This is a genomic window from Streptomyces sp. NPDC003393, from assembly GCF_053589015.1.
In genome coordinates this window covers 1-11564 of record NZ_JBSFRB010000080.1, presented here as the reverse complement: position 1 = coordinate 11564, position 11564 = coordinate 1, and the positions used below count along the sequence as shown (strand labels likewise).

The following is an 11564-nucleotide window of genomic DNA, read 5'->3' as shown; positions in this document are numbered from 1 at the left end:
ACCTAGACAATCCTCATTCTTGCTGGTCAGAGGCACTTTCTGCTTTCCTGACCACCTGCCGGACAACCCTCTTCATGAAAGCGCGAGGTTAGCGCCTCGGACAGCGCCGTCAGCTCCTTACGGAAGACAGGGGTCAGGTCGGGGGCGCCAGTGCCGGCAGCAATGGCGGCCCAGCGCACGGTCCGCCCGGGCACCGCGTTGGGTACAGCAGGTGGCTGTTCAAGTGTTCCGCCAAAGGACCGCAGTTCAACGAAGCCCAGGTGAGTGTCCGAGCCTGGTCCGACAGCGGCGAGCAGGACGTCGCTAGCCTCGCGAGGGAAGTCGTGCAGGGCCGTGGCTCCCTCGGTCATTGGCACGGGGTGGGTCGGGTCCAGGTGTAGCGTAGCGGCACCGCCGTAGGGTTGGTCAGTTATCGAGTCCTGGATGATCGGGGCCAGCCGACGCATTGGGGTCAGTATTCGCTCGGCTTCCTGTCCGGACCCCAGCGAGGAGAACCGGAGGTGGACCGTGAAGGGTTGCCCGGGCCGACGCAGAAAAGCGAGGGAGGACGTCATCTGCCTAGGAAGTCCGGTTACCCACTCTCGCCAGGTGTACAGAATCGTTTCTGCATACTCGCCGGGGAAGAAGAGACCGCCGCCGTAGAAATGGGAGGCTGAGAAGAGTCTGGTCTCCAGGGCGGTGACGACCCCGTAATTGCCTTTGCCGCCACGCACTGCCCAAAACAGGTCTGGCTTGTCGGTGGCGGTTACCCGGCGTAGTTCCCCGTCGGCTGTGACGAGCTCGACGGCCTGGACGTGGTCGGCCGCGTACCCGTACATACGACCCAGAACGGGACTGTGGCCGCCGCCGAGCGTGAACCCGACGACACCGACGCCGGGGGCGGCACCGCTGATCGGAGCCAGTCCATATTGGCCCGCGGCCTCGACCAGGTCGCCACCCCGTGCACCGCCTTCAACACGAGCCAATTGCCGATGGGTGTCTATACGCACCCCTCTCATCCGCGACATGTTGATCAGAACAGCACCGTCCGCTGGACAGGCCACCTGATGTCCGGTGGCCAGAACCGCGAGCGGCAGCCGACGCCCGGCGGCGAACCGAACCGCGGCTTGAACGTCGGCGACGCTGCTGGCGCCGACGGCAACTGCCGGCCGCACCGGGGTCAACAGGTTGAAGGTCGCACACTCGGCCGAGTAGCCCTCGTCACCAGGAAGCAGTACCGGGCCGTCGACGCCCTCGTAGAGGTCGGCGATCTCAGCTCGGCCCAGCGAAGTGGGGCCTGTCACCCTGCGTAGAGTCATGTGTATTCCTGGGGTCTTTCTTGGTCGTCCTGGGTCGTATCCCTGCGGTGGTGCGTAGCCGCCGCTCCGTCCGGCAAGGACATGGCTGCGGTTGCGTGACCTTTCTCAGCGTGGAAGGACGAGGGATCCGACGAAATTGTTCACTCGCTGCAGCTTCCGCGGCTTCCCTTAAATTTTTCATGACAAACGGCGAGTTGAAGCCAGCGGGCTCGGGCACGTACAACAACGACAACAAGGCCTCCGGGAACCACTCGGAACGGGGTCGCACCCCCGAGCTACCAGGAGGCCCTGCTTTCAAGCGCACACCGCCGGAAGATCACCCGACCAGGAACTCTGTTCGAACCACCCGCTCCAAGATCGGCTGAGATACGGTTTCTAACGAATGACAGATTGAGACCCAGCGTCTGGAACCTTGCTGTGATTCGTGCTGGTCCTGACCGCAGGCTCACCGTTCTCCGCGGCCCCACGGACAATGTCGTCGATGAGAAGAGCGAAGTTCTTCGGATCAGCCAGGTACGGACAGTGTCCGCCAGGCCATCTGCGGATCTCGGTCGCCTGGAGTGCCATTGACTCCTGCACCGGTACGGGAAAGCACCGATCGTCCTCACAGATGACGTACGTGGAAGGGATGGCCTGCCACGCGGCGCGTGTCACCTCATTGGTGAAGGGCAGCAGCGCCTGCTGCACGAGCTCGGCGGTCGCCTTGGCTGCGACCTCGTCCGGCACGTCGTGAAAGAGCTCCTCCCGGGAGGGTGTGGGGTAGGTGCCGGTGGTATCCTCCGGTGGCTCCACGTTCATCCGACTGTACATCGACTGGCCTTTGTCAAGCATGTGAGCGGCCACAAAGATGAGACGCGAGACGTCGGCCGCGCCGGTCAGCGCTTCCGTGACGGGGATTCCGCTGTAGGAGTGCGCGACCACGACCACCGGCCCGCCGACTTTCTCTACCTCCTCGCGGATGACAGCTGCGTCGTCATACATCGACGCGGTGGGACTACTTCCGGAACTGGGCAGTGCGGGAGCCCGCGTCTCGTAACCGAGTCCGGTGAATACCGTGCGGGATTCGTCCCATACCGACGGGCGCTGGTATGCCCCGTGCACTAGAACGAGCACGGGCTGTTCTGAAACGATGTGCATCAAATTCTGTATTCCTGATGTGTTCGGCGATGAGCAAGCCCTTGCATCTGAGGAAAACACGTGGCGAGTGATGTGGACCAGCCGTCGAGCGCGGCGGTACGGACAGCCAGCGCGAATCGCGGCGACCGACCCGCAGACGCGGCGCACATAGTGCGATAAGTGAGACAATGGGTCCATCGGTGCACGTCAGGGGGCATCATTGACAGGTGACCGTTAACCACGTGGCAGCGAGCCGCTTCGTCATCAAGTTGGGGCCACAAGTGCACCTCGACTCCCTGGAGAGCGTCTCCGAGCGCTGCGCACCCGCGTTCTACTCCCACACCGTTCAGCAGTTGACCGCCGAGCAGCGCCCTGAGGTCGATTATCAGATCATGCAGATCGGCCCAATCACTGTCAGTGACGTCACCTACGGTGCCGACGTTCGTCTGGATTTCGGCGAGCTCGGGACGGCGTTCCACGTCAATCTGCCGCTGTCGGGAAAGCTGGAATCCCGGAACGGCGACGTGTGCGTGACCGCGGACCCCGAGATCGCCGCGGTGTTCGGGCCGCAGGGCGACACCGTCATCACCCGCTGGGCGGCGGGCAGCCGGAACGTAAGCGTGAAGATCGATCGCGGCGTCGTCACGGGGACGCTTGCCGACGTACTGCGCGACGACGTCCCTTCGACGTTGGCTCTTGCGCCGAGCATCGATCTGCGCACAGGCGGTGGCCGTAGCTGGACGCGCCTAGTGAGACTGCTCGTCGAACAACTCGACGATCCCCAAAGCGTGTTGCGTGAGCCCATGACAGCGATGCCATTCGCAGAGAGCATCGTCAACGGCTTCCTCATGGTCGCCAGCCCCGCCTACCGGCAGGCCCTCGACCGGCCCGCAGGGCACATCCGTCCGGCGGCTGTACGCGCCGCGGTGGACATCATCCACGCCGAGGCATCCGAACCACTGACGACCGACACGCTTGCCCGCCGGTGCCATGTGAGTGCGCGCACTCTCCAAGAGAACTTCCAGCGGCACGTGGGTCTGTCGCCCATGGCCTATCTGCGCTCAATACGACTGGAGCGGGCTCACGCGGAGCTTCGCGCTGCCGACCCCTCGCGCGACACCGTCACGGCGATCGCCCACCGCTGGGGTTTCAGCAACGTGAGCCGCTTCGCCCATCTGCACCGTGTGGCCTTCGGTGAATCCCCGGTGGAAACTCTACGCGGCCGCTTCTTCCGCAGATGAGTCACTGGTTTCACCGGGTATGTCAAGTTAGTGCATTAGTAGACACACAATGCCGGCGGACAGGGCCGCGACAACGCCTGCGGGGTGTCTCCCCGGGCACGCTCCGGAAGGATCCCGGAGGCCGTTTCCGCCGCATTCGGGGCCGTGGGCGAGGGCCGCGGGGACACAGGCATTTCACAGCGAACGGCCCCGTCCGGTCGGTCGACCGGACGGGGCCGTCGGCTGGGACGGACCGGCGGCTCACAGCACGAGGCGCTGCCCGGGCAGGATCAGGTCGGGGTCGTCCCCGACGACGGACGCGTTGAGCGCGTAGAGCCGCTGCCAGGTGGTGCCGTGCCGGGCGGCGATACCGCTCAGGGTGTCACCCGCGCGCACGGTGTACGCCCCGCGCGAGGCACCGCGGTCGGCGTGGCCCGTCTCGGGCCCCGGTGCCGCGTTCCGCGCGCCGTGCTGCGCGGACCGGTGGGCGGGCTCGTGGGACGAGCGGGACTCGTGGGTCTGGGGGGTCTGGCGGGTCTTGTGAGTCTTGTTCGCCGTGTGCGCCGACCCGCTCCCGGCCGAAGCCGCGTCCGGCGCGCCGCCGGACGCCCCGGCGCGGGCCGAGCAGACCGGCCACGCGCCCCAGCCCTGGGCCTGCTGAACCCGGGTGGCCACGGCGATCTGCTGGGCCCGTGAGGCCCGGTCGGCGGTGGGCGCGTACGCCGTGCCGCCGTAGGCGCGCCAGGTACCGGCGGCGAACTGGAGCCCGCCGTAGTAGCCGTTGCCGGTGTTGATGTGCCAGTTGCCGCCGCTCTCGCACTGCGCGATGCGGTCCCACACCCCGCCGTCCGACGCCCGGGCCTCGCCGGTCGCGGCCAGCAGACCGAGCGGGGCGAGCACGGCCGCCCCGGCGAGGACCGCCGCCGCACGGGCCCTGCGGGAGCCGTCGCGCTTGCCGTCGGCGGGTGGGACGTGGGAAGCGGCGTAGGTATCGGCACATTCGGACATGGGCATCCCTCTCGACGGACCCGGGGTCCCCCAGGGCGGGGCGCGCCTCGCACGCATGGACGCGGTCGGCGCGCTCGCCCCGTCCGCCGGTCGGGGTCGTGCTGGGTGCTGCTGTGGAGGTGCGGTCGGCGGACGTGCCCGGGTGGTGCTCTGTGCACTCGGCCGAGGAATGTACGGAGCATGAGCGGCGCGGATCAACCAATTGCCGGTTCCGGCAGGCCAGTTGCCAGTTACCGCAGGTATCGACTTTTTTTGGCCACCCACTTCATTCGCTGATTTCCTGATTTGTCGACCACTGCCGCGTTCGGCCTGTGACTCACCTCACCTCGTCAACACCCCTTGACATTCAACGAGTTGACAGTGAGTGGTCGATTCCGCACCAACCGTGACCGTGTGCGCAGGATGGTTCGATTCCGTTCTCCGGAGGGCGTGACTCCCGCCACAGATCGTCCGTTGTCTTCTTCATGAGCCGGGGGCCCTCCCGGTTCCCGGGCCGGGAGCCACCCGGTCCCGTCACGTACCGCATCCCGAGGGAGCCACCCGTGCCGCGCATGCTCGACGTCAGCGACGCCGTACGCGCCGAGATCGGCGACGAAGAAGCCGACCGGCTGCTCGCCGGAGAGAACGCCCCGGGCAGTTACGACTGCACGTCCTGCCGCACCCCCGGCGACAGCGAACAGGAGCGGACCAGCACCGTCCTGTTCGTCGGGGACGAGACCGCCGTCCTCGCCTTCGCCCACGCCACCTGCCTGCCCTCGCAGGTCGTCCATGTCACCGAGGAACAACTGCGGGGCGCGGTGCGCTCCATCAACGCCGACACGGGCGCCTTCGGCGGGGTACCCGCGCAGCACACGCCGCAGCAGGACGAAACCCAGCAGGTGGGCATCCAACAGGCGGGGGTCCAGCAGGCAGGGGCCCAGCAGGCGGGCATCCAGCAGGCCGGGATCCAGCAGGCCCCGATCCAGCAGGCGGGCATCCAGCAGGCCGGGATCCCGGAGTCCGGGCTCCCGCAGGGCGGCCCCCGGAAGGTGGTGCCGGAGCAGGCGGTGCTCGGCGTCACCAGCGGACTCGTCCTGATCGCCGGGGAGTTGCACCCCGCCCTGGTCGTCGAGCCGACCGCGCCCATCGTGCGCCCGGGGACGACCGGCCCCGGCGACGACTTCCTGACGCTGCTCGTGGAACAGGGCTACCGGCCGGTGGCCGACCTCGAGTCCGTACCGCCGGTGCTGCACGGCTGGTCGGTGCTGCTGGCCATGGGCCAGCTGCACGCCGTCCTCCAGCCGGGCGGTGGCGCCGGCCGGCCGACGGCCTGGTGGCAGGCGCACCAGCCGCTCCAGGTGAGCGACGGCTGGCGGGCCGCCGCCAACAAGCACCAGCAGGTGCTCCTGTTCGCGGCGCCGGTCGGTGCCATCGGACGTCAGCCGCGGGAGGACCTGCTGCGCCAGGCCCTGGACCGGGCCGCGACCGCGGGCCGGCTGGTGGCGGCCACGCTGCCGCTGGCCGGGACCTGAGCCGCATCCCTTCCGCTCCGGGGTCGTTTGCACATACGTGCACGCATATGACGTTCCCCGCCGCCAGTCCTATTCGACGATCCGTCCCGCGCGGCCGGTCCAGGACCCCCATGGCGGCCCATCGGCCACGCCGATCTACGACACGCTCTACGCCGAGTACGTCAAGTCCTACCGGGCGCTGCCGGGTGACCGCAGCGGCGAGGAGGATCTGGGCTTCGTCGCGTTCGGGAACCTCCCGCACAGTACGGGCTCCCAGGCGTACATCGCCTACGGCGCCGGGGCCTACGGCACCCGGCACGGCACCGGCCAGCAGCAGGCGCAGTGGCAGCGCGTGGGCACGATCGGGCGGCAGGAGAACGGGACGCACCACGTCCCGGCGGCGCTGCCGCCCGCCCCGCGCCGCGGTCTGTGAGTCCCGGCGGGCCCCACGAACCGGAAAGGGCGGTCTCCCTGACAGGGCCGCCCTTTCCGCCGTCTCCACCGCCGCCGGGTCCCCCCGGACCGGCGGCTACTTCTTTTTCGAGCCGCGCTTCTCGCGCACCCGCACCGAGATGTGGATCGGCGTGCCGGCGAAGCCGAACTCCTCGCGCAGCCGGCGCTCGATGAACCGCCGGTAGCCCGCCTCGATGAATCCGGACGCGAACAGCACGAACCGCGGCGGCTTGGTTCCGGCCTGGGTGCCGAAGAGGATGCGCGGCTGCTTGCCGCCCCGGATCGGGTGCGGATGGGCCGCGACCAGTTCGCCCAGGAAGGCGTTGAGGCGGCCGGTCGGCACTCGGGTCTCCCAGCCGGCCAGGGCGGTCTCGATGGCTGGGACCAGCTTCTCCATGTGCCGTCCGGTGCGCGCCGAGACGTTCACACGCGGGGCCCAGGAGATCTGCGCGAGATCGGTCTCGATCTCCCGCTCCAGGTAGAAGCGGCGCTCCTCGTCGAGCGTGTCCCACTTGTTGTAGGCGACGACGAGCGCGCGGCCGGCCTCGACGGCCATGGTGATGATCCGCTGGTCCTGCACCGAGACGGACTCGGAGGCGTCGATCAGCACGACGGCGACCTCGGCCTTCTCCACGGCGGCGGCCGTGCGCAGCGAGGCGTAGTAATCGGCGCCCTGCTGGAGGTGGACGCGCTTGCGGATGCCGGCGGTGTCGACGAACTTCCAGGTCACGCCGCCCAGTTCGATCAGCTCGTCGACCGGGTCGCGGGTGGTGCCGGCCAGTTCGTCGACGACGACGCGCTCCTCGCCGGCCACCCTGTTCAGCAGCGAGGACTTGCCCACGTTGGGGCGGCCGATGAGAGCCACCCGGCGCGGGCCGCCGACCCCGGCCTGGCCGAACGTCTCCCGCGGCGCCTCGGGCAACGCCTCCAGGACACGGTCCAGCATGTCGCCGGTGCCGCGGCCGTGCAGCGCCGAGACCGGGTGCGGCTCGCCGAGGCCGAGCGACCACAGGTACGCGGCGTCGGCCTCGCCGCTCGGGCCGTCCACCTTGTTGGCGCACAGCACCACCGGCTTGCCGGCCTTGCGCAGCAGCCGTACGACGGCCTCGTCGGTGTCGGTGGCGCCGACCTTGGCGTCGACGACGAAGACGACCGCGTCGGCGGCCTCGATGGCGTACTCGGCCTGGGCGGCCACGGAGGCGTCGATGCCGAGGACGTCCTGCTCCCAGCCGCCGGTGTCGACGACCTTGAAGCGGCGGCCCGCCCACTCTGCCTCGTAGGTGACCCGGTCGCGGGTGACGCCCGGCTTGTCCTCGACGACCGCCTCACGGCGGCCGATGATGCGGTTCACCAGGGTCGACTTGCCGACGTTGGGACGGCCGACGACGGCGAGGACGGGCAGCGGGCCGTGCCCGGCCGCCTCGATGGCGCCCTCGACGTCCTCGACGTCGAAGCCCTCTTCCGCGGCGAGCTCCATGAACTCCGCGTACTCGGCGTCGCCGAGCGCCCCGTGGTCGTACTCGTGCTCGGCCGAGCCCTCGGGCTGGATGTCGTCGTTCATGAAGTCCGTACCTCGTCGTTCGTGGTGGTCGGTGGAGCGCCACGTCCGTGGTGATCCACTACTCGAGTGTCGCTCAGCGCCCGGTCAGGCGCCTGGCGTTTTCCAGGTGGGCGGTGAGCTGCTTCTGGATGCGCTCGGTGGCCTCGTCCAGCGCCCGGCGCGTACGCCGTGCCCCCCTGTCGCCCGCCTCGAAGGGGTCGCCGAAGACGACGTCGACGCGGGAGCGCAGCGGAGGCAGTCCCTGTATCAACCGTCCGCGCCGCTCGGAACTTCCCAGCACGGCCACCGGGACGATGGGCGCCCCGCTGCGGACCGCGAAGTAGGCGAGCCCGGCACGCAGGGAGGCGAAGTCGCCCTCGCCGCGGGTGCCCTCGGGGAAGATGCCGAGGGCGCCGCCCCGGTCCAGGACGCCGAGGGCGCGCGTGATGGCCGTCCGGTCGGTGGTGTGCCGGTCCACCTGGAGCTGGCCGATGCCGGTCAGGAAGGAGCCGAGCGGGCCGACGAACGCCTCCTTCTTGATCAGGAAGTGCACCGGGCGCGGCGCCACTCCCATGACCATCGGGCCGTCGATGTTGTGGGAGTGGTTGACGGCGAGGATCGCCGGGCCGGTCGCGGGCACCCTCCAGGAGCCGAGCACGCGCGGACGCCACAGCCCGTACATCAGCCCGACACCGATCCGTCGGCCGACGTCGGCGCCGCGCTCGGACGGCAGGCCCGCCGAGCGCTCGGACGGAAGACTCACTTCGCGGCCCGCTTCTCCTCGACGAGGGTGACGACGCACTCGATGACCTGCGGCAGCGTCAGTTCGGTGGTGTCCACCTCGACCGCGTCGTCGGCCTTGGCCAGCGGGGAGGTCTTGCGGCTGGAGTCGGCCGCGTCCCGCTTGATCAGGGCCGCGCGGGTGGTGTGCAGGTCGGCGCCCTTGAGCTCGCCGCTGCGGCGGGCGGCCCGGGCCTCCGGGGAGGCGGTGAGGAAGATCTTCAGATCGGCGTCCGGCAGCACGGTGGTGCCGATGTCACGGCCCTCCACGACGATCCCCTTCTCGGCCGAGGCGGCCAGGGAGCGCTGCAGCTCGGTGATCCGGGCCCGCACCTCCGGCACCGCGCTGACCGCGCTGACCTTGGAGGTGACCTCCGGGGTCCGGATCGGGCCGGCCACGTCCACGCCGTCGACGGTGATCGTCGGGTGGGCCGGGTCGGTGCCGGAGACGATCTCCGCCTTGCCGGCCACGGCGGCGATCGCGGTGGGATCGTCGATGTCGATCCCGTTGGTCACCATCCACCACGTGATCGCCCGGTACTGGGCGCCGGTGTCCAGGTAGCTCAGGCCGAGCTGCGCGGCGACGGCCTTCGACGTGCTCGACTTGCCCGTGCCGGAGGGGCCGTCGATGGCGACAATCACGGGCTGGGCGGTCCGGGCGGCGCCGTTTTCCACAGCGGGGCACCTTCCTGGGTGAAGGGTGGTGGGCGGTTGCGCGGGACGCCGGATCCTCACAGCGCCCCGCACAAGGTTACTGGCTTCCCGGAGCCCTCCATACGGGTGAGGTCCCGACGCCGTCGCAGGCCGTGTGCCGGAGGCGGACACCCCCGTCCGGGTGCCGGGCCCGCGCACTCGGTGGGCCCGGCGTCCGGGGCCCGGCGAGAGGGGCGGGCGTCCGGGCCAGGCCTCCGTTGCCCGGTGTGGACGGGCCACGACCTGTTGTGAACGTCCCGTCGTCCGCCCTCAGGGCGGGACCCGCGGCGTCCGGTGCGTGCGACCGCACGGCGGAGGGTCGCCCTCGTACGGGGCGTACGTGGGCGATCCCGACAACGCGGCGAGCGCGCCGGGCGCCGCGGGACAGGCGGGACGTTCGCACCAGGCCCCGGTGCACCGGCCGTGCGACGGGGCCGGCCGTCACTGGCGGATGGCCCAGCCCCGCTCACGCAGGGCGGTGGTGAGGACCGGGGCCGCCTTGGGCTCGACCATCAGCTGGACCAGACCCGCCTGCTGCCCGGTCGCATGCTCGATGCGGACGTCCTCGATGTTGACCCCGGCCATCCCCGCGTCCGCGAAGATCCGGGCCAGCTGGCCGGGCTGGTCGTCGATGAGCACGGCGACGACCTCGTACGTCCGCGGCGCGGACCCGTGCTTGCCGGGGACCCTGATCTGGCCCGCGTTGCCCCGTCGCAGCAGGTCGTCGATGCCCACGCTGCCCTCGCGGCGCTTGGACTCGTCGGAGGACTGCAGCGCGCGCAGGGCCCGTACCGCCTCGTCCAGGTCGGCGGCGACGTCGGAGAGGAGGTCGGCGACCGGCCCCGGGTTGGCGGACAGGATGTCGATCCACATCCGCGGATCGGAGGCGGCGATCCGGGTCACGTCACGGATGCCCTGTCCGCACAGCCGTACGGCCGCCTCCTCGGCGTGCTCCAGGCGCGCGGCGACCATGCTGGAGACGAGGTGGGGCATGTGGGAGACCAGGGCCACGGCCCGGTCGTGGGCGTCGGCGTCCATGACGACCGGCACCGCACGGCAGAGCGAGACCAGCTCCAGGGCGAGGTTGAGCACCTCGGTGTCGGTGTCCCGGGTGGGGGTGAGCACCCAGGGGCGGCCCTCGAAGAGGTCGCCGGTCGCGGCCAGCGGCCCGGACTTCTCGCGGCCCGCCATGGGGTGGGTGCCGATGTAACGGTCCAGGTCCAGGCCGAGCGACTCCAGCTCACGGCGCGGGCCGCCCTTGACGCTGGCCACGTCCACATAGCCGCGGGCCACCTCGCGGCGCATGGCGTCGGCCAGCACCCCGGCCACGCGCGCGGGCGGGGCGGCCACGATCGCGAGGTCGACGGGGCCCTTCGGGGCCTCGTCCGTGCCGGCGCCCAGCGCCGCGGCCGTACGGGCCTGCCCCGGGTCCTGGTCGGCCAGGTGCACGCTCACGCCGCGCTGGGCCAGGGCCAGGGCGGCCGAGGTGCCGATGAGCCCGGTTCCGATGACAAGTGCGGTCCTCATTGGGCGATGTCCTTGCGCAGGGCGGCAGCCGCGCCCAGGTAGACGTGGGCGATCTCGGTGCGCGGCTTGTCGGACTCGATGTGCGCGAGGAGGCGGACGACACGGGGCATCGCGCCCTCGATGTCCAGTTCCTGCGCGCAGATCAGCGGTACGTCGACGATGCCGAGCCTGCGGGCGGCGGCCGCCGGGAAGTCGCTGTGCAGGTCGGGCGTGGCGGTGAACCAGATGCTGATCAGGTCGTCGGCGGTCAGGCCGTTCCGCTCCAGGACGGCGGTGAGCAGGGCCTCGACCTGCTCGCTCATGTGGCCGGCCTCGTCCCGTTCCAACTGGACGGCCCCCCGGACCGCTCGTACCGCCACGGCGCTGCTCCTCGCTGACGTGCTGATCTGTGTCGCTCCAGGTCGTGTCGTCACGTTCCCGTCCGCCCCGCGGGGCGGAC

General features: G+C 70.2%; 11 protein-coding genes. 3 read left to right on the top strand and 8 right to left on the bottom strand.

Annotated elements, in window-relative coordinates; translation table 11 throughout:
- Positions 1-26: 26 nt before the first annotated feature.
- Together ACWDUZ_RS37995 and ACWDUZ_RS37990 are read right to left on the bottom strand one after the other, a co-directional pair.
- Positions 27-1283, bottom strand: a complete 1257-nt coding sequence (locus ACWDUZ_RS37995) for an FAD-binding oxidoreductase (RefSeq protein WP_451636394.1) — start codon at positions 1281-1283, stop codon at positions 27-29.
- Positions 1284-1673: 390 nt separating this feature from the next.
- Entirely contained in the window at positions 1674-2435 is a 762-nt protein-coding gene (locus tag ACWDUZ_RS37990; protein ID WP_451636395.1) for an alpha/beta hydrolase, read from the bottom strand.
- 206 nt (positions 2436-2641) lie between these two features.
- On the opposite strand from ACWDUZ_RS37990, the gene ACWDUZ_RS37985 reads away from it, so the two are divergent.
- Positions 2642-3655, top strand: a complete 1014-nt coding sequence (locus ACWDUZ_RS37985) for an AraC-like ligand-binding domain-containing protein (protein WP_451636393.1) — start codon at positions 2642-2644, stop codon at positions 3653-3655.
- A gap of 240 nt (positions 3656-3895) precedes the next feature.
- On the opposite strand, the gene ACWDUZ_RS37980 is transcribed toward ACWDUZ_RS37985, so the two are convergent.
- On the bottom strand, positions 3896-4642 hold the full coding sequence (locus ACWDUZ_RS37980; RefSeq protein WP_451636392.1) for a transglycosylase family protein: 747 nt from the start codon (positions 4640-4642) through the stop codon (positions 3896-3898).
- Positions 4643-5184: 542 nt separating this feature from the next.
- Between ACWDUZ_RS37980 and ACWDUZ_RS37975 the strand changes: the two genes are divergently transcribed.
- Together ACWDUZ_RS37975 and ACWDUZ_RS37970 are read left to right on the top strand one after the other, a co-directional pair.
- Positions 5185-6153, top strand: a complete 969-nt coding sequence (locus ACWDUZ_RS37975) for a hypothetical protein (RefSeq protein WP_451636391.1) — start codon at positions 5185-5187, stop codon at positions 6151-6153.
- Between the two features lie 37 nt (positions 6154-6190).
- Positions 6191-6565 carry a hypothetical protein gene (locus ACWDUZ_RS37970; protein WP_451636390.1) on the top strand — a complete coding sequence of 125 codons (375 nt, stop codon included), beginning with the start codon at positions 6191-6193 and terminating at the stop codon, positions 6563-6565.
- Positions 6566-6661: 96 nt separating this feature from the next.
- On the opposite strand, the gene der is transcribed toward ACWDUZ_RS37970, so the two are convergent.
- The 5 genes from der to aroH all read right to left on the bottom strand — a co-directional run bounded on the left by der (position 6662) and on the right by aroH (position 11484).
- Positions 6662-8146: a ribosome biogenesis GTPase Der gene (der, locus tag ACWDUZ_RS37965; RefSeq protein ID WP_451636389.1), complete on the bottom strand. Its 1485-nt coding sequence runs from the start codon at positions 8144-8146 to the stop codon at positions 6662-6664.
- Between the two features lie 73 nt (positions 8147-8219).
- The gene (locus ACWDUZ_RS37960; protein WP_451636388.1) at positions 8220-8927 is read right to left on the bottom strand and encodes a lysophospholipid acyltransferase family protein; all 708 of its coding nucleotides are present in this window, start codon (positions 8925-8927) and stop codon (positions 8220-8222) included.
- A complete protein-coding gene (cmk, locus tag ACWDUZ_RS37955; protein ID WP_451636387.1) occupies positions 8885-9580 on the bottom strand; it encodes a (d)CMP kinase in 696 nt (231 codons plus the stop codon). Before cmk ends, ACWDUZ_RS37960 begins: the two co-directional genes overlap by 43 nt.
- Before the next feature lie 459 nt (positions 9581-10039).
- On the bottom strand, positions 10040-11125 hold the full coding sequence (locus tag ACWDUZ_RS37950) for a prephenate dehydrogenase (protein WP_451636386.1): 1086 nt from the start codon (positions 11123-11125) through the stop codon (positions 10040-10042).
- A complete protein-coding gene (aroH, locus tag ACWDUZ_RS37945; protein ID WP_451636385.1) occupies positions 11122-11484 on the bottom strand; it encodes a chorismate mutase in 363 nt (120 codons plus the stop codon). Before aroH ends, ACWDUZ_RS37950 begins: the two co-directional genes overlap by 4 nt.
- Positions 11485-11564 lie beyond the last annotated feature (80 nt).

Coding starts and splice junctions, on each gene's coding strand:
- ACWDUZ_RS37990 (WP_451636395.1), bottom strand. CDS start 2,435: ATGCACATCGTTTCAGAACAGCCCGTGCTCGTTCTAGTGCACGGGGCA.
- ACWDUZ_RS37980 (WP_451636392.1), bottom strand. CDS start 4,642: ATGTCCGAATGTGCCGATACCTACGCCGCTTCCCACGTCCCACCCGCC.
- der (WP_451636389.1), bottom strand. CDS start 8,146: ATGAACGACGACATCCAGCCCGAGGGCTCGGCCGAGCACGAGTACGAC.
- ACWDUZ_RS37950 (WP_451636386.1), bottom strand. CDS start 11,125: ATGAGGACCGCACTTGTCATCGGAACCGGGCTCATCGGCACCTCGGCC.